This is a genomic window from Cryocola sp. 340MFSha3.1 (genome assembly GCF_000383315.1).
In the GTDB taxonomy this organism is placed as follows: Bacteria; Actinomycetota; Actinomycetes; order Actinomycetales; family Microbacteriaceae; genus Leifsonia.
This window is the reverse complement of the sequence record NZ_KB911088.1, coordinates 1,420,739-1,440,745: the sequence shown is the minus strand read 5'-3', so window position 1 is coordinate 1,440,745 and position 20,007 is coordinate 1,420,739. Positions and strand designations below refer to the sequence as shown.

The following is a 20,007-nucleotide window of genomic DNA, read 5'->3' as shown; positions in this document are numbered from 1 at the left end:
GCCCGCTTCGGTTGTCTGGCAATCTAGCAACGCAGAAGGCCGGGCGGAACCTCCCGCGTCATCCAGTGACACAGAGGATCCGCCCGGCCTTCGGGTGGCGGCTCGCGGCTATGAGGTCGCGGCCACCTCGAACGGTTCGAACGCCGCGTGGTATTCGGGCATGATCCGCGCGGTCACGCGGGTGCCCTCCTCCACGTACTCGGTCGAGATCACGCGGCCCCGCTCGTGCAGCGCAGAGATGAGGTCGCCGCGGTCGTACGGCACCACCAGCTCCACCTCGAGGGAGGGATCCGGCAGCAGCCGCGCGATGGCGGCCAGCACCTCGTCGATCCCCTCGCCGGTCCGGGCCGACGCGAAGATCGCGCCCGGCTCCAGTCCGCGCAGGATGAGCCGGTCGTCCGCCGAGATCAGGTCGGCCTTGTTGAAGACCACGATCTCCGGGATGTCGCGGGCGCCCACCTCGCCGATCACGTCGCGCACCGTCGCCAGCTGCGAGGCCGGGTCCGGGTGCGAGCCGTCGACCACGTGCAGGATGACGTCGGAATCGGCGACCTCCTCCAGCGTCGAACGGAACGCCTCCACCAGCTGGTGCGGCAGGTTGCGCACGAAGCCGACGGTGTCGGCCAGCGTGTACAGCCGGCCATCGGCGGTCACCGAGCGGCGGACCGTCGCATCCAGCGTCGCGAACAGCGCGTTCTCGACCAGCACGCCGGCCTTGGTCACGCGGTTCAGCAGACTCGACTTGCCCGCGTTGGTGTAGCCGGCGATCGCCACCGACGGAACCGAGTTGCGGTTGCGGTTCGCGCGCTTCGCCTCGCGGGCGGGCTTGAAGCCGGCGATCTGCTTGCGCAGCCGGGCCATGCGCGTGTGGATGCGACGACGATCCAACTCGATCTTCGTCTCACCCGGTCCGCGCGAGCCCATGCCGGCGCCCGCTCCACCCACCTGGCCACCGGCCTGGCGGGACATCGACTCACCCCAGCCACGGAGGCGCGGGAGCAGGTACTCGAGCTGCGCGAGCTCGACCTGCGCCTTGCCCTCACGGCTCTTGGCGTGCTGGCTGAAGATGTCGAGGATCACCGCGGTGCGGTCGATCACCTTCACCTTCACCACGTCCTCCAGCGCACGGCGCTGGCTCGGTGCGAGCTCGGTGTCGGCGATCACGGTGTCGGCGCCGAGGGCCGCCACGATCCCGGCCAGCTCCTCGGCCTTGCCGCGGCCGAGGTAGGTGCTGGGGTCGGGATGCGGTCGGCGCTGCAGCAGCCCATCGAGCACGGCCGCTCCTGCGGTCTCCGCCAGGGCGGCGAGCTCGCGCATCGAGTTCTCGGCGTCCTGCAGGGAGCCCTGCGAGTACACGCCGATCAGCACGACGTTCTCGAGTCGCAGCTGCCGGTACTCGACCTCGGTGACGTCCTGGAGCTCGGTGGAGAGCCCGGACACACGTCGAAGCGCCGCGCGCTCCTCGCGGTCGAGCTGCTCGCCGTCGTGCAGTCCGCCCTCGACGGCGTCCGCCTGCAGGGCCTGCGCCCGTGCGGACGCACCCGAGCCGAACAGCGTCACCGTTGCACGGTTGTCCTGCGTGGCGAGCACGCGCGCGACCACGTCGTCTGCGTCGTGGTCGCGGATGTCGGTCTTATCAGTCATTCAGTTCCCCGATCCGGGTTAACCCTAGTTTGTTCGTGTCCTGTACGGTCTGCTTATGGCCAGCGGAGATCACTACTTTTCCCCGGCGCCCGAGAGCGAGATGAACCTGCGGCCGTTCACCGTTCAGCTCGCCGGCCAGACATATGAGCTGGTGACGGCGAACGGGATCTTCAGCCCCGAGCGCATCGACATGGGTACGCGAGTGCTGCTGGACCATGTCCCCGCAGCGCCGCCCGGAGGTCAGTTCCTCGACCTCGGCTGCGGCTGGGGGCCACTGGCTCTCACACTTGCTCTCGAATCCCCTCATGCGACGGTCTGGGCCGTCGACGTCAACACCCGAGCGTTGGACTTGGTGCGCAGGAATGCGCAGAAGCTCGGTCTCACCAATGTAAACCCGGTGACGCCGGATAATGTTCCCGATGACGTGCGATTTACGACGATCTGGTCGAATCCACCGATCCGCGTCGGCAAGAACGAGCTGCACAACATCCTGGAGCGCTGGCTGCCCCGGCTCGAGCCCGGGTCGGACGCCTGGCTCGTCGTGCAGCGCAACCTCGGCAGCGATTCCCTCCAGCGATGGATCCAGGCGACCTTCCCCGAGCTGACCACCACGCGAGCCGCGACCTCGAAGGGCTACCGCGTCCTCCGAGCCCGCTCCCACGCCGACGCCTGATCGCACGCCCTCGCGCCTCCCCTCCCCCGTCGAGTACGCACAAACTTGACGCCGTCGTGGCGCGGCGCGTGCAATTTGTGCGGACTCGACGGTGGGGGCAGGGAAGGGGGAAGGGAGTCAGGCGAGGTCGAGCGTGCCGGTGAAGACTAGGGCGGCGGGGCCGGAGAGGCCGACGTGCTCGCCGTCCTCGGTCGCGAACATGCGGACGCCGACGGTGCCGCCGGGCACCTCCACGCGCCACTGGTTCGGGGCGCCCTCGCCCGCCCAGTAGCGGACCGCGAGCGCGGCGGCCGCAGCACCCGTGCCGCAGGAGAGCGTCTCGCCGCTCCCGCGCTCGTGCACGCGCATCCGGATGCGGCCGACGCCGTCGACGACGAGCGGCTCGTGCGGCACCACGAACTCGACGTTCGCTCCGTGCTCGGGGGCCGGCTCGATGTGCGGGATGTAGGAGAGGTCGGCCGCGTCGAGCTCGGAGTCGTCGGCGACGGCGACGACGACGTGCGGGTTGCCCATGTCGATGCCCAGCCCGGGCCGGGCGACGGCGAGCTCCTTGGCACGGACGAGCGGCTCGCCGCCGTCGAGGCGCCAGCGGCCCAGGTCGACCTGGAAGCCGTTGGTGCTGCGCTGCACGTCACGCACGCCGGAGCGTGTGCCGATGGCGATCGTCCCGCCCTCGGGGAGCTCGGCGAGGCCGGTCTCGAGGAGGTAGCGGACGTAGACACGGATGCCGTTGCCGCACATCTCGGCGGGCGACCCGTCGGCGTTGTAATAGTCCATGAACCAGATGGCCGCTTCGTCCTCGGCGAGGGCTGCCTCGCCCTCGGAGAGGTGCGCGGAGCGGACCGCACGGATGACACCGTCGGCACCGACGCCGAAGTGGCGGTCGCAGATCTCGGCGATCTGGGCGGCGGTGAGCGGCAGGCGCCCCTCCGGGTCGGAGTAGAGCACGAAGTCGTTGCCCGTGCCCTGACCCTTGGTGAAGTGGATGGTCGCCATGCGTTCCAGCCTAGCGACCCGCCGCCGGTGCGCCGCGCTCGACGGCCTCCGCCGAATCCACCAGCGCGATGGCCGCATCCACCAGGTCCGGGGCGTCGTAGTCGAGCCAGTGGATGCCCGGGTAGCGCTTGAACCAGCTGACCTGCCGGCGGGCGTAGCGACGGGTCAACTGCTGGGTCTGGGCGATCGCGTCCTCCCGGGAGAGCTCGCCGCGCAGCTCTGCGAGGGCTTGGGCGTAGCCGATCGCACGGCGGGCGGTGACACCGCGGTCGATGCCCTCAGGGATCAGTGCCGTCACCTCGGCGAGCAGCCCCTCCGCCCACATCCGGTCGACGCGGGCGTCGAGCCGGGCGACGAGTTCGTCGCGCGGGGCGGCGAGCCCGATGATGACGGTCGGTTCGTGCCAGAGGGACGGCTCGTCGGGCAGCGCGCCGGTGACGGAGGTGCCGGTCAGCTCGGCGACCTCGAGGGCGCGGACGATGCGGCGGCCGTTCCGCGATCCGATCCGCTGTGCGGCTTCCGGGTCGCGTTCGGCCAAGCGCTGGAAGAGCATCCCCGGCCCGTGCTCGGCGAGTTCGGCTTCGAGGCGTGCCCGAAGCTCGGGGTCGGTTCCCGGGAACCGCAGGTCGAACAGCACGCTCGACACGTACAGTCCTGAGCCGCCGACCAGGATGGGGACGGCGCCACGGTCGGCGATCTCCTGGATGCGCGCCCGCGCTTCCGGCTGGTAGCGGGCGACGGTGGCCTCGTCGGTGACGTCGAGCACGTCGAAGAGGTGGTGCGGGATGCCGCGCCACTCCTCCGCCGGGAGCTTGGCCGTGCCGATGTCCATGCCGCGGTACAGCTGCATCGCGTCGGCGTTGACGACCTCGGATGTGCGCCCTCGGACGCGCAGCGCGTCGGCCAGCGCCAGCGAGAGGTCGGTCTTGCCGGTGCCGGTCGCGCCGACGATGGCGACGAGCGGAGGGACGGACGCCGCGCTCAGCGCTGTCCGTCCGTCGGGTCGTAGATCGGCATCGTGCCGACGCCCGGCGACGTGAGCGGCTCGCGGGTGCGGAGCGTCGGGAGTCCGAGGGAGACGCGGCCCGCTGCGGCGCCCGCCGCCGTGCCGCCGTGGGTGGGCACGGCGCAGGACTCGGCCTCTGCACGGTCCCAGGCGTCGCCCGCGCGGGTGCGGCGGATGCGCAGGGGCGCGCCGTCCGCCGAGTCGGCGATGAGGTGGTGCGGCGCGGCCTGGGTGACGCGGACGGTGACGACGTCACCGGGACGCGGCGTCTCGGAGCCTGCGGGCAGCTCGAAGTGCACGAGGCGGCTGTCTTGGGCGCGGCCGCTGAGCCGGCGCGTGTCAGCGTCCTTCCGGCCCTCGCCGTTGGCGACGAGGAGTTCGACCTCGCGGCCGATGAGCTTCTGGTTCTCCTCCAGGGAGATGCGCTCCTGCAGCGCCGTGAGCCGGTCGTAGCGCTCCTGGACGACCTCCTTGGGCACCTGGTCCTCCATGGTCGCCGCGGGCGTGCCGGGGCGGATGGAGTACTGGAAGGTGAAGGCCGACGCGAAGCGGGCGGCCTCGACGACGCGGAGCGTCTCCTGGAAGTCCTCCTCGGTCTCACCGGGGAAGCCGACGATGATGTCGGTGCTGATCGCCGCATCCGGCAGCTTCGCCCGCACGCGGTCGAGGATGCCGAGGAACTTCTCGGAGCGGTACGAACGGCGCATGGAGCGGAGGATGCGGTCGGACCCGGACTGCAGCGGCATGTGGAGCTGCGGCATGACGTTGGGCGTCTCGGCCATCGCGTCGATCACGTCGTCGGTGAACGCTGCGGGGTGCGGGCTGGTGAACCGGATGCGCTCGAGGCCCTCGATCTGGCCGGCGGCGCGCAGGAGCTTGCTGAATGCCTGACGGTCTCCGAACTCCACGCCGTAGGAGTTGACGTTCTGCCCGAGCAGCGTGACCTCGATGGCCCCGTCGTCGACGAGGGCCTGGATCTCGGCGAGGATGTCTCCCGGGCGGCGGTCTTTCTCCTTTCCGCGGAGCGACGGGACGATGCAGAACGTGCACGTGTTGTTGCAGCCGACCGAGATGGAGACCCAGCCGGAGTACGACGAGTCGCGCTTGGTCGGAAGCGTCGACGGGAAGGTCTCGAGCGATTCGAGGATCTCGATCTCGGCGGCGTCGTTGTGCCGGGCGCGCTCGAGCAGGCTCGGGAGCGATCCCATGTTGTGGGTGCCGAAGACGACGTCGACCCACGGCGCCTTCTCGAGGATGACGTTCTTGTCCTTCTGGGCGAGGCACCCGCCCACGGCGATCTGCATGCCTTCGTGCCGGCGCTTCACGCCGGCGAGGTGGCCGAGGTTGCCGTAGAGCTTGTTGTCGGCGTTCTCGCGCACCGCGCAGGTGTTGATGACGACGATGTCGGCCTCTTCACCGTTGGCGGGGATGTAACCCGCCGCTTCGAGAGAGCCGCTGAGGCGCTCGGAGTCGTGGACGTTCATCTGGCAGCCGAACGTGCGCACCTCGTAGGTTCGCGCTCGGCCGTCGGGACGGATAGCCGCCTCGGAGGGCGCGATGACGCTGTGCTGTTCCAGGATGCTCATGATGGCGACAAGTCTACGTTTCTCGCCGCCTCGCGGGCGACGTGGTCACGGGGCGTTCGGCAGACGCCCGCCTACTGGAAACGGACTCCGGAACCGCCACGCGGGCGCCGGGTCGCGAACGCCGCATCCATCGCCTGCCGCACGACATCCGACGCGTACCCTTTGCGCGCAAGGAACCCGTGCAGCCGGCGTCGGGCGGTCTCGTCGTCGTAGGACGACAGCTGCCCCATGCGCTTCACGGCCAGCTCCGTCGCGCGCTCCAGTTCGTCGTCGTCGCCGATGTCGGCCAACGCGGCCTCGATCAGGACGGGATCGATGTGGCGCCGCTTGAGCTCCTGCTCGATCGCCGTGCGCCCGAGCCCTTTCCGGCTGTGCTGCGTGAAGGCGAGTGTCGCAGCGAGCGCTGCGTCGTCGATCACGCCGAGCACCTCCAGCCGATCGAGCTCCGGCCCGTACACCGCCGGGTCGATCTCGCGCTTGGTGAGCAACTGCTCGAGCTCCCACCGCGACATGCCCCGCCGCGCCAGCTGACGGATCGCGACCCCGGACGTCTTGCGCGCCTGCCGAACCGTCTCCTCGTCGACCTCGGCCTCGTCGGGAATCGATGGCGCCGGGGGCTCGGCACCCCAGGTGTTGTTCCACCCGGAGTCCGACCCCGCGTCGGTCCTCTGACCGGGTCGCCCGCGCGCGGCGCCCGCCGCGGCGTCCCCGCCTGGAGCCTCGCCGGGCAATGCGACCACTGGCCGCACAACGCCTTCCTGCGACCGGCCCTCGCGGGCCTTGCCGCGGCGCGACGGATGCTGGTCGCCGTCGGCACCGCGGGCGGAGGCCGCTCGCCGGAGTGGGGTTACGGGAGCCAAATGCTCCCGCGCCCCCGCCTCGGCGGTCGACGTACCGTCACCCTGGTCGTCCTGCGGAGAGGACGGGAACTTCACCACCACGAGGATCTCCTCCGTGAGGCGAAGGGCACGGTTACGCGCCCTTTCGAGCCTGCAGCTTGTCTTCGATCGACCCGACGTTGGACGGCTCTTCCGCCACCGCGTTCGGGTCGGCCATGATGCCCAGCTTGATCTTGATCTTCTGCTCGATCTCGGACGCGATGTCCGGGTTGGCGATCAGGAAGTTGCGCGAGTTCTCCTTGCCCTGGCCGAGCTGGTCGCCCTCGTAGGTGTACCAAGCGCCCGACTTCTTGACGAGGCCGTGCTCCACACCGAAGTCGAGCAGGCTGCCCTCGCGGGAGATGCCGACACCGTAGAGGATGTCGAACTCCGCCTGCTTGAAGGGCGGGGCCATCTTGTTCTTGACGACCTTCACCCGGGTGCGGTTGCCGACCGCGTCGGCGCCGTCCTTCAGGGTCTCGATACGACGGATGTCGAGGCGCACCGACGCGTAGAACTTGAGCGCCTTACCACCGGCGGTGGTCTCCGGGCTGCCGAAGAAGACACCGATCTTCTCACGCAGCTGGTTGATGAAGATCATCGTGGTGTTGGTCTGGTTGAGGCCACCGGTGAGCTTACGGAGTGCCTGCGACATCAGACGGGCCTGGAGGCCGACGTGCGAGTCACCCATCTCGCCCTCGATCTCGGCGCGGGGCACGAGCGCGGCGACGGAGTCGATGACGATCAGGTCGATGGAGCCGGAGCGGACCAGCATGTCGGCGATCTCGAGCGCCTGCTCACCCGTGTCGGGCTGCGAGACGAGGAGCGCGTCGATGTCGACGCCGAGCTTTCGCGCGTACTCGGGGTCGAGTGCGTGCTCCGCGTCGATGAAGGCTGCGATGCCGCCCGCCCGCTGGGCGTTGGCGATGGCGTGCAGGGTCAGCGTCGTCTTACCCGACGACTCCGGGCCGTAGATCTCGACGATGCGGCCGCGGGGCAGTCCACCGATGCCGAGGGCGACGTCGAGGGCGATGGATCCGGTCGGCACGACCTCGACGGGGGCGCGCTCGTCGCTGCCCAGTCGCATGACGGAGCCCTTGCCGAACTGGCGGTCGATCTGCGCGAGGGCTGTTTCCAGGGCCTTCTCGCGGTCTGCGGGTGATGGCATTTTGCGGTTCTCCTTCGTGGGCTTCGCTACGGTTCGACTCTAGGAGTGACGTCCGACACCCGAAGCGAGGGACGCGCATCTGTGGACAACCGGTTTTCGACTGCCGATGTGAAGAAGTGTAGCCAGTTCCGAACATATCTTCGAGAACCGAAAATGGCGTGTCGCGCCGACGATCAGCGCTTCGGGGCAGGCTTTCCCGCGCCGTACCAGTGCGACTGCGGCACACCGGTCTCCTTGCAGAGCGCGATCCACACCTCGCGCGGAGACAGACCCGCGGCGATGGCCTCGTTGGGCGTGCGACCGCCGAGTTCGCCGAGGACGAGGTCGGTCAGCAGCGTCTGACCGTAGGTGCTGCCGAACTCGTCGGTGACGGCGCGCTGGAACTCGCTGAGCTTCATGGGTCCTTAGTTTCGGAGAGCCGGGAGGGGGTAAACGAAGGACGCCCCGCCGAGAGCGGGGCGTCCTCCTGAGTGTGCGGGATCAGCGGGCGACCAGGTCCGAGTCCATCGCCGAGACGAACTCGTCCGGAACCGTGTCCGGAATGACCGGCTCGAGACCCTCGAGTACCGCGATCCGATCGCCGACCTCGCGCATGATGACCGAGACCGGCGTCTCCAGAGCGTCTGCCACGGAGGCGAGGATCTCACTCGACGCCTCCTTCTGTCCGCGCTCGACCTCGCTGAGGTACCCGAGCGCGACGCTCGCCTTACTGGCGACCTGGCGGAGCGTACGACCCTTTTGCAGGCGGAAGTCCCTGAGCACGTCGCCGATTTCCTGACGTACAAGAATCATTCGGAGCCTCCCTCTCTTACCCTGCCGACGTATCGATGGGATACGAATGTACCGCATCCCTGCGCTCCACGATATCGAGGGCTACTGGGCTTTTCTTGTGAATGCAGCAGGTGTAACCAGACCGAAACACCGCGTATTCCCGCGGTAATCCGGGAGTCTCAAACACCCGTTATGCCGAGCTCGTCCGCAAGCGCCCGGACGGCCTCGACGACCGTCTGCCGGCGGATGCCGTCTCGATCGCCCGTGAGAGCGAGCGCGACGGACCGCGCACCCGCATCGGAAGCGACTCCGACATAGACCGTGCCGACCGGTCGCCCGCCCTGCGGATCGGGTCCGGCGACTCCCGTCGTGGCCACTCCGATGTCGGCCGGGCGGCCGGCGACGGCCAGACGATCGCGGACGCCGACGGCCAGTTGACGGGCGACCTCGGGATGGACGGGGCCCTCCGCCGCGAGCAGAGCGGCGTCCACCCCCAGCAGGGTGTGCTTCAACTCGGTGGCGTAGACCACCGCTCCCCCGAGGACGACGGCGGAGGCTCCGGGGACGCTGGTGAGCTCGGCGGTGAGGAGGCCGCCGGTGAGCGACTCGGCCACCGCGATCGTGAACCTGCGCTGGATCAACGCGTGGACGACCGTCTCTGTCGCTGATGGATCAGGCGACGGCATGCTTCGCTCTCCGGCCCTTCCACGCCTGCCAGAGGTAGTCGATGCCGGTCCAGACCGTGAGGATGACGGCCGCGGTCATGAGGATGCCGTTGACCCAGAAGATCCAGTCTCCGAACACCGTCCACAGCGGGACGAGCGCGAAGGAGATGGCCACCGACTGGACGATGGTCTTGATCTTGCCGCCGCGCGAGGCGGCGATGACGCCCTGCCGGATCACGACGAAGCGGTAGACGGTGATCCCGATCTCGCGCACCAGGATCACGACGGTCACCCACCAGGGCAGCTCCCCCAGGATGGACAGCGCGATGAGCGCACCCCCGGTGAGCACCTTGTCGGCGATGGGATCGAGGAGCTTGCCGAGATCGGTGACGAGTCCTTGGCGCCGTGCGAGGGCACCGTCGACGCCGTCCGTCGCGATCGCGAGAATGAACAGCACCGCGGCCGCCCAGCGGAGCCAGCCGTCGTCTCCGCCGTCGGCGAGCAGCATCCAGACGAACAGTGGAGCGAGCAGGATGCGCACCACGGTGATCGCGTTGGGCAGGTTCCAGTTGCTCACGAGCTCTGTTCCGCCGTCCGCCGCTGCGGGCGGAGGCGTGTCGGGCACCGACATCGTGGTCGTCTACTCTCTGTCGGTCAGCTGCCAGGCGTCCTCGTCGGAGTCGCCCTCGACCTCAGGATAGCCCGCCGTCATCGCCGCGACGGGGTCGTTTCCGTAGCGGTCGTCGATCTCGGCGTCGCCGGCCCCGGCAGCGGGTCCGAGCGCAGCGGACGCGCCCGCTCCCGCTCCCGCCGCCGCGCTCGGCGCGGACGGGGCCACGCCTGCGGGCGGCTCCTCGCCGCGGAGCCGCGCGATCACCTGCGGGAGCTGCTCCGCCGTGGCGAGCACGTCGCGGGCCTTGGACCCCTCAGACGGGCCGACGATCTCGCGGGACTCCAGCAGATCCATGAGCCGGCCGGCCTTCGCGAAGCCGACGCGCAGCTTGCGCTGCAGCATCGACGTGGAGCCGAACTGCGACGACACGACGAGCTCGGCGGCCGCGAGCAGGAGCTCGAGGTCGTCGCCGATGTCGGAGTCGATCTGCTTCTTCTCGGCCGACACCGTGACGTCCTGCCGGTACTCCGGCCGCGCCTGCCGGGTGACATGGTCGACGACCTTCTGGATCTCGTCCTCGTTCACCCATGCACCCTGCACGCGGATCGCCTTGGATGCACCCATCGGCAGGAACAGGGCGTCGCCCTGGCCGATCAGCTTGTCGGCGCCCGGCTGGTCGAGGATGACGCGCGAGTCGGTGACGCTCGTCACCGCGAACGCCAGCCGCGAGGGGACGTTCGCCTTGATCAGTCCGGTCACGACATCCACCGAGGGTCGCTGGGTGGCGAGGACCAGGTGGATGCCGGATGCGCGTGCCAGCTGCGTGATGCGGACGATCGAGTCCTCCACGTCGCGCGGCGCGACCATCATCAGGTCGGCGAGCTCGTCGACGACGACGAGCAGGTACGGATACGGCTTCAGCTTCCGCTCACTGCCTGCGGGCAGGACGATCTCGTCGTTCACGACGGCGCGGTTGAAGTCGTCGATGTGGCGGAAGCCGAAGCTCGCCAGATCGTCGTACCGCATGTCCATCTCCTTCACGACCCACTGCAAGGCCTCGGCGGCCTTCTTCGGGTTCGTGATGATGGGCGTGATGAGGTGCGGGACGCCGCCGTAGATCGTCAGCTCGACGCGCTTCGGGTCGATGAGCACCATCCGCACCTCCGACGGCTTCGCGCGCATCAGGAGGCTTGTGATCATCGAGTTGACGAAGCTCGACTTGCCCGAGCCGGTGGAACCGGCGACGAGCAGGTGGGGCATCTTGGCCAGGTTCGCGACCACGAAGCCGCCGCCGACGTCTTTACCGACGCCGATCGTCATCGGGTGGACGCTCTTCGTGGCCGCGGGAGACCGCAGCACGTCGCCGAGCGACACGATCTCGCGGTCGCTGTTCGGGATCTCGATGCCGATCGCGCTCTTGCCCGGGATCGGCGAGAGGATGCGGACCTCGTTGCTCGCGACGGCGTACGACAGGTTCTTGCTGAGCGCGGTGACGCGTTCGACCTTGACGCCGGGGCCGAGCTCGATCTCGTACTGGGTGACCGTCGGGCCGCGCGAGTAGCCGGTGACCTTCGCGTCCACACCGAACTGAGTGAGGACGGACGTGATGGCGGCGACGATCTCGTCGTTCGCGCCGGAGCGGGTCTTCGCGGGCGTTCCGGCGGACAGCATGGTCGCGGACGGGAGGTTGTACGGAGAAGACGGCTCCGGGAGCGCCGGCGGGGCGACATCCTCGTCGAAGTCCTCGGCGCCGGCCTGGAAGCCGGGGAGCACGGCCGCGCCACCGGGCGCCCCGCCCACGGGCGGGAGCGGCGCGACGGCCGTCGGCGGCTGCTCTCCGGTGAAGCGCTGCAGGGCGTCCTCGGCGTTGGCGAGCTCGCTCAGCACCTCGGTGTTGTAGTGGTCGCTGGCCGGGTCGGGTTCGAGGGCCGTCGCGAACTCCCCCTTGCCCCGCTGCCCGGCGCCGAAGACCTCGGTGAGGCCGTCCGCCGGGGCGGCGTCATACTCCGGGTCCTCTTCGCGCTGCGACTTGTTCCGGCGCCACCAGGGCAGGTTGGCCTCCTGCTCCGGCTCGTCGTCGACGCCGTCGAGCTCGACCTGCTTCGATCGGGCTTCCTTCGCCTCCTGACGCTCGTCCTCCGTCGGCAGCTGCGCCCCGAACAGGTAGGCGTACAGCTCACGGATGCGCTCGGGCAGCTTGTTCGGCGGCGTCTTGGTGATGATGAAGAGGCTGAGGATCAGCAGCAGGATGATGACGGCGCCCGCGCCGTACGGGGTGATCAGCAACGACAGCGGCGCGGCGATCAGCCACCCCAGCACACCGCCCGCCTGTGCGAGCGCCGTGACGCCGTCGCTCGGAGAGGGGTGGGGGCTGAACAGGTGACACAGCCCCGAGACCATGAGCAGCAGGATGCCGAGGCCGATGCCGATGCGCGTGTTGTCGTGCACCGAGCTGGGATGGCGGAAGAGCCAGGCGGCGAACAGCACCATGACGATCGGAAGGGCGAACGCGACGCGCCCGAACAGCGCACCGAACGTCCACGCGTCGAGCATGCGCGCGACCTGGTCGTTGATGAGGAACCACTCGATGACTGCTCCGGCGATTGCGAGGAGGACCAGGAAGAACGGAAACCCGTCACGGCGCTCTTCTTTCGCCAGCTTCTCCGGACCGAGCGCACGGAATGCGGCGCCGGTGAGGTGGGCGAGGCCCATCCACGCGCGGATCAGCGGACTGGACCCCGCGTCGGCTGCCGGGTAGGCGACCGTCTTCTGCTGCGCGGTCTTCGACGCCGGCTTGCGCGCGGTCGACCCGCCGCGACCGGAGTTCCGGGCGCGTGCATTCGACTTGGTGCTCGTAGCCATGGCACAACGGTACGTCGTGCCCCCGTCATCACGCGGTTCCCGCGCCTGAGTTGTGGAAATCCGGCCCCGTCAGCGAACTGTGCGCACCATCGTGTCGGAGCCCTCTTCCGAGGCGACCGTCACGTACCCCTCGCTGATGTAGAGGCGCTGGGCGAAGTTGGAGCGCTCGACGCTGAGGCTGAGTCGCGCGTGGCCGCGGGCCGCCGCGTCGCGCGCCAGCTCGCGGAGCAGCGCCCGGCCGACGCCCTGCGCGCGCCACTGCGGATAGACGCCCAGCGTCAGCTCGGGCACCCCGGCAGCGACGAAGCCGTAGCCGGGGTCGCTCGGCGAGAACAGGCGCGCCCAGGCGGCGCCGACGGGCACGCCGCGGGCGTCCTCGGCCACGCAGCCGAAGTCGCCCGGCCGCTGCCAGCCCGCGATGTAGTGGCGGACGGAGGGATCGTCGAGGACCGTCACCCGCGGCCTGGTGCGCACCGGATTCCAGTTCGCGGCCTCCACCAGCATGTCCGCGAGCACCCGGGCGTCGCCGGGAACGGCGGGACGGATGTGGAACGCGTTCATGGACGAACGTTACCCACCGGCGTGTTTCCGGCGGGTAACGATCCCGGCCGGCCGGCGCGAGGCCGGATCAGGCCTCGATCACCAGCGGCACGATCATCGGCCGGCGGCGGTAGCTGGTGTTGACCCAGCGGCCGACGGTCCGCCGGACCACCTGCGAGAGCGCGTGCGAGTCGCGGACACCGTTGTGGGCGGCCTCCGACAGGGCGGCGGCGATCTTCGGCTTGACGTCGTCGAACACCGCGTCGTCCTCCGCGAAACCGCGGGCGTGCACCTCCGGGCCGGTCACGATGCGGCCGGTCGCGGCCTCCACGACGACGATGATCGAGATGAAGCCCTCCTCGCCCAGGATGCGGCGGTCCTTCAGGTCGGCGTCGGTGATCTCGCCGACGCTGGAGCCGTCGACGTAGACGAAGCCCAGGTCGAGCTGGCCGACCACGCGGGCGACGCCGTCGCGCAGGTCGACGACCGAGCCGTCCTCCGCCAGGATCGTGTTCTTCTCGGGAACGCCGGTGTCCATCGCGAGGCGCGCGTTGGCCACCAGGTGGCGGTACTCGCCGTGCACGGGCATGACGTTCTTCGGCTTCAGGATGTTGTAGCAGTAGAGCAGCTCGCCCGCGGCCGCGTGGCCCGAGACGTGGACCTTCGCGTTGCCCTTGTGCACGACGTTCGCACCGAGCTTGGTGAGCCCGTCGATGACGCGGTAGACCGCGTTCTCGTTGCCCGGGATGAGGCTCGACGCCAGGATCACCGTGTCGCCGGGACCGACCTCGATCTGGTGGTCGAGGTTCGCCATCCGCGCGAGCACGGCCATGGGCTCGCCCTGCGATCCGGTCGACATGTAGACGATCTCGTCGTCGGGGAGGTCGGCGGCCTTCTTGTAGTCGATGAGCACGCCATCGGGGACCTTGAGGTACCCGAGCTCCGCCGCGATGGTCATGTTGCGGACCATCGAGCGGCCGAGGAGGGCGACGCGGCGGCCGTTCGCGGCGGCGGCGTCGAGCACCTGCTGCACGCGGTGGACGTGGCTGGAGAAGCTGGCGACGATCACGCGACGGGGCGCCCGGGCGATGACGGCGTCGAGCACCGGGCCGATCGAGCGCTCCAGCGGTGTGAACCCCGGAACGTCGGCGTTGGTCGAGTCGGCGAGGAACAGGTCGACGCCCTTCTCGCCGAGGCGCGCGAAGGCCCGCAGGTCGGTGATGCGGTCGTCGAGCGGAAGCTGGTCCATCTTGAAGTCGCCGGTGTGGAGCACGACCCCGGCCGGGGTGGTGATCGCCACGGCGAGCGCATCAGGGATGGAGTGGTTGACCGCGACGAACTCCAGGGAGAACGGGCCGAGCTGCTCGACCTGCCCCTCCTTGACCGTGAGTGTGTACGGCTGGATTCGGTGCTCCTTGAGCTTCGCCTCCACCAGGGCCAGTGTCAGGCCCGAGCCGATCAGCGGGATGTCGCGCCGCAGCCTGAGCAGGTACGGAACGGCGCCGATGTGGTCCTCGTGCCCGTGGGTGAGCACGACGCCGACGACGTCATCCAAGCGATCGCGCACCGGGGCGAAGTCGGGGAGGATGAGGTCGACGCCCGGCTGGTCCTGCTCGGGGAAGAGGACGCCGCAGTCGACGATGAGGAGTTTTCCCTCGTATTCGAAGACGGTCATGTTGCGGCCGATCTCACCGAGACCGCCCGTCGGGATGATGCGGAGTGTTCCGGGTTCGAGCGCGGGAGGCTCGGCGACGAGGTTGGGCATGTGCCCTCCTATTTCTGTGTTCTTCTCGGGGCTTCGCGCGCCCGCCATGTGTTCGACCGCCTGTGCGGTCGTCAGCGTGTGGTCCCGGCGATCTTCGGGAGCGCACCGCCCGCGGCCGCGTTGCGGTCGGGGCGGAAGTTCGAGAAGTCGACACCGGGGATGTCTGTGACGAGGTCGAGCTCGTCTTCGATCTGGGCGGCCTCCCACTCCTCGGGCCCGACGAGCGGCAGACGCACGCGGGGACTCGAGATGCGGCCGAGGCCGTGGAGGATGTACTTGGCAGCAACGGTACCGGGCACGTGTGTCATCACCGCGCGCACCAGCGGTTCGAGCTTCATGTGGGCGGCGGTGGCGGTCGCCAGGTCGCCTGCGTTGACCGCATCCACGATCTGGCGGTACGGGGTGGCGGCGATGTTCGCCGTGACGCCGATGAGCCCGCTCGCCCCGATGGAGAGGTGCGGGAGCACGTTGGCGTCGTCGCCCGAGAAGTACATCAGGTCGGTCTGGTTGAGCACGCGACTGACCTCGCTGAAGTCGCCCTTCGCGTCCTTGATCGCGAGCACGTTCGGATGCTTCGCGATGCGGAGGATGGTCTCGTACTTGATCGGGACTCCGGTCCGGCCGGGGATGTCGTAGAGGATGACCGGAAGGTCGGTCGAGTCGGCGATCATCCGGAAGTGGGTCAGGATGCCGGCCTGCGTCGGCTTGTTGTAATACGGCGTGACGACCATGACGCCGTCGGCCCCGGCCTTCTCGCTCTGTTGGTACAGCTGGATGGCGTGGGCGGTCTCGTTGGACCCGCCGCCGGTGATGATCTTGGCCCGGCCGTCGGCGACGGACTTGCCCACCTCGACCAGGCGGAGCTTCTCGGGGTCGGTCAGCGTCGAAGTCTCCCCCGTCGTGCCTGTGACCACGATGCCGTCCGCCCCCGCGCGGATCACGTCGTCGATGTGCTTCTCGACCGCCGCCCAGTCCACTTCGCCATCGGCGGTGAACGGGGTGACCAGGGCGACGAGGACCTGGCCGAACGGATTCTCGGAAGCAGCCATGGCACAAGGCTATCGGGTCGCCGTCACGGGAGGTCACATTAGCTGCGCTGTCCCCAGCGTCGGCGTAGCGTCCCGACCTGTGAACGGATTCGCGGCTCTCGGCATCCTGCTCGGGCTCGTCGCCGTCGTCACGGCGGCCGGTCTCCTCTGGCGCGCGACGACCGGCCGGGCCCGGACGGTGCGCACCCACGACGTCGTCATCCCCGCCGAGGTCGGCGTCGACGGCTTCGGCGGCCGTGCCACCCTCCTGCAGTTCTCCACCGAGTTCTGCGCACCCTGCCGCTCCACCGCCCGCGTGCTCGACGACGTCGCCGCCGATGTCGACGGCGTCACCCACACCGAGGTCGACCTCACCGAGAGGCCGGAGCTCGCCACCCGCTTCGGGATCCTCCAGACGCCGACGACCCTCGTCCTCGACGCCACGGGCGCGGTCCGCGCCCGGATCGGCGGCGCCGCCCGCCCGGCCGACGTCCGCCTCACCCTCCACCGCATCCTCGGGAGTGATCATGTCTCAGCCTGATCCATCCGCTCGCACGGGCATCGACCCGCGGTCGCCGCGTTTCGGCGCCGGGATCACCGCCGTGCTGCTCCTGATCGACCTGTTCCTCTCGCTCGTCGGTGCGACGACCGCCGCCGCGGTGCTGCTGCTCGTCATCGCGCTCCTCTTCGCCTGGGGCGCCTTCGCGGGCATCCGCCGCCATCCGTACGGCGTGCTGTTCCGCGCCGTGATCCGGCCCCGGCTCGCGCCTCCGACGGAGCTCGAAGACCCGGCGCCCCCGACTTTCGCGCAGGCGGTCGGGCTGCTCGTCACCGGCGTGGGCCTCGTTCTGTTTGTGTCCGGGGTGCCGCTCGCCCTCCCGATCGCGGCGGCGCTCGCGTTCGCCGCCGCCTTCCTCAACTCCGTGTTCGGATACTGCCTGGGCTGCCAGCTGTACCTGCTGCTGGTGCGCGCGCGGCTCATCCGGCGCCGCGCCGACGCCTGAGCGAGCGGCCCAGCCGGGAATCCGCCCAGCACCCGGTGACGGTGTCGGAACCCGTCACTAGGGTGGAAGACGCCCGGCCGCGCTCGGCGGCGGAGCGTCACGAGGAGGTCTTCATGGCAGTCACCAGCGCATCCACCACCGTCTGGAACGGCGATCTCAGGAGCGGCTCCGGAACGGTCACGTTCGATTCGTCGCACGCGGCGGAACTGGCCGTCAACTGGAAGGCCCGCTCCGAGGGCGGCGCCGAGGTCACCACCCCGGAGGAACTGCTCGGAGCGGCGCACGCCGCCTGCTTCTCGATGGCCTTCTCGAACGTGCTCGCGCAGTTCGGCAACGCGCCGGAGAGCATCCGGACCACCGCCGCGGTCACCTTCGACCCGGCTCAGGGCATCACCGGCAGCCACCTGACCGTCACCGCGAGCGTTCCCGGACTCTCGGACGAGGACTTCCAGCGCCTCGCGGATGAGGCCAAGAGCACCTGCCCGGTGTCGCGGGCGCTGGTCGGCATCCCGATCACCCTCGACGCGTCTCTCGCCTGATCCGCCGGCGGCCGGACATGCGCGTATTGCTCGCCGGGGCCTCCGGCATGATCGGCGGCGAGCTGCGCCGTCAGCTGACCGCTGCCGGACACGAGACGCGGAGGCTGGTCCGCCGCGAGCCCGCCGGCGCCGACGAGTTCCGCTGGGCGCCGGAGGAACGCTCCGTCGACCCCGCGCTGTTCGACTGGGCCGACGCGGTCGTCAACCTCTCCGGCAGCTCGCTGCAGCGGCTGCCCTGGACACGCGCGACCAAGCGGCGCATCCTGTCGTCGCGCCTGCAGGCGACGGGCACGCTCGCCGAGGGGATGCGCCGGGCCGACACCCCGCCCGATGTGTTCGTCAGCGGCTCCGCCGTCGGCTACTACGGCGACCGCCCGGGCCAGCAGCTCACCGAGGCGGCGACGAAGGGGCGGGGATTCCTCGCCGATGTCGTCGACGCGTGGGAGGCGGCAGCCCGGCTCGCGCCATCGTCCACCCGGGTGGCGCTCGCGCGGACCGGTGTCGTCATCGGCCGCGGCGGCGCTCTGAAACCGCTGCTCCCGCTCGCCAAGGCGGGACTCGCGGGACCGCTCGGCGGCGGACGCCAGCACTGGCCCTGGGTCAGCCTGCACGACGAGGCGGCAGCGCTCGTCCACCTGCTGACCTCGTCGCTCGAGGGGCCGGTCAACATCGCCGGGCCGACGCCCGCGACGGCCGGAGAGATCGTACGGGCGCTCGCACAGGCGGTGCGACGGCCGTACCTCCTGCCGGTGCCGAAGTTCGCGATCGAGCTGGCGCTGCAGGACGCCGGCCGCGAACTCCTGCTCGCGGATCAGCTGGTGGTGCCGAAGGCGCTGCTCGACGACGGCTTCGAGTTCCGGGATCCGACGATCGAGGACGCGATGGACCGGCTCGTCGAGGTGCGCGCGGCCTGACGGAGTTGCACTGCCGCCGCCGGCATCCGGAGCCGGGTGCTCAGCGTGCCGCGGGACGTTCCGCCTTCGCCTGTGCGCGCTCGAGGCGGATCGCCTGCCGCAGTGCCTCCCTCGCCCGACGCCGGTCTCCGGACGCGTCGTAGGCGAGCCCGAGCCGGAACCAGGCGCGCCAGCTCTCCGGCTCCGCCTCGACCTCGGCGCGGTACCGCGGGAACTCCGCATCGGCGGCGTCCCGAAGCGGTCGGCCGCTCGCACGGGTCGGGAGGTCTTCGACGGGGAGCGCGCCCTCCGCATCCAGCTGTCGCACCAGACGCTCGGTGCGCGCGCCGAACAGCAGCTCCCGGCCGATGGCCCACGCGGCGATGAACGGGAGCACGATCAGCGCGACACCCATGGCGATGCCGACCGGCTCGCCGGTCAGCACGAGCATGACCGCGCGCTGGGTGACCAGCACGAGGTAGACGAGCAGGAGGACCGCCATCAGGATGGCGGCCAAACGGTTTCTCATAGCGGCCGGTCTCTTATCGCGTCGGGTCGGTGCCGTCGTCGCCCGCATCCCGGACGGTCGGGCGCGGCGGCTCGCCGCTCGGCTCGGCGATCCCGAGGTCGACGAGCTTGTCGAGGCCGACGGTCACCCCTGTTGCGGTCGCTGCCGCGCGCAGCGCGAGGAGGATGCCCGCCTCGTACGCCTCCGGGCCGATCGTGTCGTGGCGGATGGTCAGCTGCTCCCCCGCGCCGCCGAAGATCACCTGCTGCTGGGCGACGGCCCCGCGCATCCGGAGGCTGTGGATGGGTACGCTCGCGACCTGCTGCCCGCGAGCGCGCTGGTCGGAGTGCGGTGCCTCCACCGGGCCCTTCGCCGCGCGTGCGGCGCCGATGAGTTCGGCCGTGCGCACCGCCGTGCCGGACGGCGAGTCGACCTTGCCCGCACCGTGCGTCTCCACGATCTCGATGGAGTCGAAGAACCGGGCGGCGACGGTGGCGAACGCGGTGCCCAGGGCGGAGCCGAGGGAGAAGTTGGGGATGACGACGGCGCCGCGTCCCTCGTGCTCGGCGACCCGACGCTCCAGGTCGAGGATGCGGTCCGCCGACCAGCCGGATGTCCCGACGAGAACATTGAGGCCGTGATCGACCGCGAAGGCGACGATCCGAGGGCTGACCTGCGGAAGCGTCATGTCGACGAGCACGTCCGCGCCGAGCATGTCCTCCAGCGGCGAACGGGAGCCGAGCCGTGCGACGAGCTCGAAGTCGTCGGCCTCCTCGATGAGACGGACCGCCACGCTTCCCAGTTTTCCGGTCGCTCCGGCGACGGCCACGCGAATGCTCACCCGATCAGCCTACCCGCGGGCCGCGTT

At 70.0% G+C, this 20,007-nt stretch carries 21 protein-coding genes; 5 read left to right on the top strand and 16 right to left on the bottom strand.

Annotation, left to right across the window (positions count from 1 at the left end; all coding sequences use genetic code 11):
- Nucleotides 1-108: 108 nt before the first annotated feature.
- Entirely contained in the window at nucleotides 109-1,644 is a 1,536-nt protein-coding gene (gene hflX / locus H284_RS0117980) for a GTPase HflX (RefSeq protein ID WP_018191447.1), read from the bottom strand.
- Nucleotides 1,645-1,699: 55 nt separating this feature from the next.
- Between hflX and H284_RS0117975 the strand changes: the two genes are divergently transcribed.
- The gene (locus H284_RS0117975; RefSeq protein WP_029043010.1) at nucleotides 1,700-2,317 is read left to right on the top strand and encodes a methyltransferase; all 618 of its coding nucleotides are present in this window, start codon (nucleotides 1,700-1,702) and stop codon (nucleotides 2,315-2,317) included.
- Nucleotides 2,318-2,434: 117 nt separating this feature from the next.
- Here H284_RS0117975 and dapF read toward each other — a convergent pair whose 3' ends face one another.
- The 13 genes from dapF to dapA form a co-directional block, all read right to left on the bottom strand.
- Nucleotides 2,435-3,313, bottom strand: coding sequence for a diaminopimelate epimerase (gene dapF / locus H284_RS0117970; protein WP_020077318.1), 879 nt, complete (start codon nucleotides 3,311-3,313; stop codon nucleotides 2,435-2,437).
- A gap of 10 nt (nucleotides 3,314-3,323) precedes the next feature.
- The gene (gene miaA, locus H284_RS20400; RefSeq protein WP_051092487.1) at nucleotides 3,324-4,298 is read right to left on the bottom strand and encodes a tRNA (adenosine(37)-N6)-dimethylallyltransferase MiaA; all 975 of its coding nucleotides are present in this window, start codon (nucleotides 4,296-4,298) and stop codon (nucleotides 3,324-3,326) included.
- Nucleotides 4,295-5,905, bottom strand: a complete 1,611-nt coding sequence (miaB, locus tag H284_RS0117960; protein WP_020077316.1) for a tRNA (N6-isopentenyl adenosine(37)-C2)-methylthiotransferase MiaB — start codon at nucleotides 5,903-5,905, stop codon at nucleotides 4,295-4,297. The genes miaA and miaB overlap by 4 nt, the downstream gene beginning before the upstream one ends.
- A gap of 71 nt (nucleotides 5,906-5,976) precedes the next feature.
- Nucleotides 5,977-6,846 carry a regulatory protein RecX gene (locus tag H284_RS0117955; protein WP_231371273.1) on the bottom strand — a complete coding sequence of 290 codons (870 nt, stop codon included), beginning with the start codon at nucleotides 6,844-6,846 and terminating at the stop codon, nucleotides 5,977-5,979.
- A 31-nt stretch (nucleotides 6,847-6,877) separates the two neighbouring features.
- Nucleotides 6,878-7,951, bottom strand: a complete 1,074-nt coding sequence (gene recA / locus H284_RS0117950; RefSeq protein WP_018191453.1) for a recombinase RecA — start codon at nucleotides 7,949-7,951, stop codon at nucleotides 6,878-6,880.
- A gap of 173 nt (nucleotides 7,952-8,124) precedes the next feature.
- Nucleotides 8,125-8,349, bottom strand: coding sequence for a DUF3046 domain-containing protein (locus tag H284_RS0117945; RefSeq protein WP_018191454.1), 225 nt, complete (start codon nucleotides 8,347-8,349; stop codon nucleotides 8,125-8,127).
- Nucleotides 8,350-8,431: 82 nt separating this feature from the next.
- Nucleotides 8,432-8,743, bottom strand: coding sequence for a helix-turn-helix domain-containing protein (locus H284_RS0117940; protein WP_018191455.1), 312 nt, complete (start codon nucleotides 8,741-8,743; stop codon nucleotides 8,432-8,434).
- 158 nt (nucleotides 8,744-8,901) lie between these two features.
- On the bottom strand, nucleotides 8,902-9,408 hold the full coding sequence (locus tag H284_RS0117935; protein ID WP_020077315.1) for a CinA family protein: 507 nt from the start codon (nucleotides 9,406-9,408) through the stop codon (nucleotides 8,902-8,904).
- A complete protein-coding gene (pgsA, locus tag H284_RS0117930; RefSeq protein ID WP_029043009.1) occupies nucleotides 9,395-10,018 on the bottom strand; it encodes a CDP-diacylglycerol--glycerol-3-phosphate 3-phosphatidyltransferase in 624 nt (207 codons plus the stop codon). Before pgsA ends, H284_RS0117935 begins: the two co-directional genes overlap by 14 nt.
- Nucleotides 10,019-10,027: 9 nt before the next feature.
- The gene (locus H284_RS0117925) at nucleotides 10,028-12,862 is read right to left on the bottom strand and encodes an FtsK/SpoIIIE family DNA translocase (protein ID WP_020077313.1); all 2,835 of its coding nucleotides are present in this window, start codon (nucleotides 12,860-12,862) and stop codon (nucleotides 10,028-10,030) included.
- Between the two features lie 69 nt (nucleotides 12,863-12,931).
- Nucleotides 12,932-13,423 carry a GNAT family N-acetyltransferase gene (locus tag H284_RS0117920; protein ID WP_020077312.1) on the bottom strand — a complete coding sequence of 164 codons (492 nt, stop codon included), beginning with the start codon at nucleotides 13,421-13,423 and terminating at the stop codon, nucleotides 12,932-12,934.
- A gap of 67 nt (nucleotides 13,424-13,490) precedes the next feature.
- Nucleotides 13,491-15,167: a ribonuclease J gene (locus H284_RS0117915; protein ID WP_018191460.1), complete on the bottom strand. Its 1,677-nt coding sequence runs from the start codon at nucleotides 15,165-15,167 to the stop codon at nucleotides 13,491-13,493.
- A gap of 71 nt (nucleotides 15,168-15,238) precedes the next feature.
- Complete coding sequence (gene dapA / locus H284_RS0117910; RefSeq protein WP_018191461.1) at nucleotides 15,239-16,216, bottom strand: 4-hydroxy-tetrahydrodipicolinate synthase; 978 nt, start codon at nucleotides 16,214-16,216, stop codon at nucleotides 15,239-15,241.
- Between the two features lie 79 nt (nucleotides 16,217-16,295).
- Here dapA and H284_RS0117905 point away from each other — a divergent pair, with 79 nt between their 5' ends.
- The 4 genes from H284_RS0117905 to H284_RS0117890 all read left to right on the top strand — a co-directional run bounded on the left by H284_RS0117905 (nucleotide 16,296) and on the right by H284_RS0117890 (nucleotide 18,652).
- Nucleotides 16,296-16,736 (top strand): TlpA family protein disulfide reductase, encoded by a 441-nt coding sequence (locus tag H284_RS0117905; RefSeq protein WP_020077311.1) that lies wholly within the window; start codon nucleotides 16,296-16,298, stop codon nucleotides 16,734-16,736.
- Nucleotides 16,723-17,199, top strand: a complete 477-nt coding sequence (locus H284_RS0117900) for a DUF4395 domain-containing protein (protein ID WP_020077310.1) — start codon at nucleotides 16,723-16,725, stop codon at nucleotides 17,197-17,199. The genes H284_RS0117905 and H284_RS0117900 overlap by 14 nt, the downstream gene beginning before the upstream one ends.
- 113 nt (nucleotides 17,200-17,312) lie before the next feature.
- Nucleotides 17,313-17,738, top strand: coding sequence for an OsmC family peroxiredoxin (locus tag H284_RS0117895; RefSeq protein WP_029043008.1), 426 nt, complete (start codon nucleotides 17,313-17,315; stop codon nucleotides 17,736-17,738).
- Nucleotides 17,739-17,755: 17 nt separating this feature from the next.
- Complete coding sequence (locus tag H284_RS0117890) at nucleotides 17,756-18,652, top strand: TIGR01777 family oxidoreductase (RefSeq protein WP_029043007.1); 897 nt, start codon at nucleotides 17,756-17,758, stop codon at nucleotides 18,650-18,652.
- Between the two features lie 40 nt (nucleotides 18,653-18,692).
- Here H284_RS0117890 and H284_RS0117885 read toward each other — a convergent pair whose 3' ends face one another.
- Together H284_RS0117885 and dapB are read right to left on the bottom strand one after the other, a co-directional pair.
- Entirely contained in the window at nucleotides 18,693-19,160 is a 468-nt protein-coding gene (locus H284_RS0117885; RefSeq protein ID WP_026307220.1) for a tetratricopeptide repeat protein, read from the bottom strand.
- Nucleotides 19,161-19,173: 13 nt separating this feature from the next.
- The gene (dapB, locus tag H284_RS0117880; RefSeq protein ID WP_020077307.1) at nucleotides 19,174-19,980 is read right to left on the bottom strand and encodes a 4-hydroxy-tetrahydrodipicolinate reductase; all 807 of its coding nucleotides are present in this window, start codon (nucleotides 19,978-19,980) and stop codon (nucleotides 19,174-19,176) included.
- Nucleotides 19,981-20,007: the final 27 nt, after the last annotated feature.

Bases quoted from the DNA above. Each gene is read 5' to 3' on its own strand.
- H284_RS0117900 (WP_020077310.1), top strand. From the start codon at position 16,723: ATGTCTCAGCCTGATCCATCCGCTCGCACGGGCATCGACCCGCGGTCG.
- hflX (WP_018191447.1), bottom strand. From the start codon at position 1,644: ATGACTGATAAGACCGACATCCGCGACCACGACGCAGACGACGTGGTC.
- H284_RS0117890 (WP_029043007.1), top strand. From the start codon at position 17,756: ATGCGCGTATTGCTCGCCGGGGCCTCCGGCATGATCGGCGGCGAGCTG.
- H284_RS0117975 (WP_029043010.1), top strand. From the start codon at position 1,700: ATGGCCAGCGGAGATCACTACTTTTCCCCGGCGCCCGAGAGCGAGATG.
- recA (WP_018191453.1), bottom strand. From the start codon at position 7,951: ATGCCATCACCCGCAGACCGCGAGAAGGCCCTGGAAACAGCCCTCGCG.
- miaB (WP_020077316.1), bottom strand. From the start codon at position 5,905: ATGAGCATCCTGGAACAGCACAGCGTCATCGCGCCCTCCGAGGCGGCT.
- H284_RS0117940 (WP_018191455.1), bottom strand. From the start codon at position 8,743: ATGATTCTTGTACGTCAGGAAATCGGCGACGTGCTCAGGGACTTCCGC.
- pgsA (WP_029043009.1), bottom strand. From the start codon at position 10,018: ATGTCGGTGCCCGACACGCCTCCGCCCGCAGCGGCGGACGGCGGAACA.
- dapF (WP_020077318.1), bottom strand. From the start codon at position 3,313: ATGGCGACCATCCACTTCACCAAGGGTCAGGGCACGGGCAACGACTTC.
- H284_RS0117920 (WP_020077312.1), bottom strand. From the start codon at position 13,423: ATGAACGCGTTCCACATCCGTCCCGCCGTTCCCGGCGACGCCCGGGTG.
- dapA (WP_018191461.1), bottom strand. From the start codon at position 16,216: ATGGCTGCTTCCGAGAATCCGTTCGGCCAGGTCCTCGTCGCCCTGGTC.
- H284_RS0117915 (WP_018191460.1), bottom strand. From the start codon at position 15,167: ATGCCCAACCTCGTCGCCGAGCCTCCCGCGCTCGAACCCGGAACACTC.
- H284_RS0117925 (WP_020077313.1), bottom strand. From the start codon at position 12,862: ATGGCTACGAGCACCAAGTCGAATGCACGCGCCCGGAACTCCGGTCGC.
- H284_RS0117935 (WP_020077315.1), bottom strand. From the start codon at position 9,408: ATGCCGTCGCCTGATCCATCAGCGACAGAGACGGTCGTCCACGCGTTG.
- H284_RS0117885 (WP_026307220.1), bottom strand. From the start codon at position 19,160: ATGAGAAACCGTTTGGCCGCCATCCTGATGGCGGTCCTCCTGCTCGTC.
- H284_RS0117945 (WP_018191454.1), bottom strand. From the start codon at position 8,349: ATGAAGCTCAGCGAGTTCCAGCGCGCCGTCACCGACGAGTTCGGCAGC.
- H284_RS0117895 (WP_029043008.1), top strand. From the start codon at position 17,313: ATGGCAGTCACCAGCGCATCCACCACCGTCTGGAACGGCGATCTCAGG.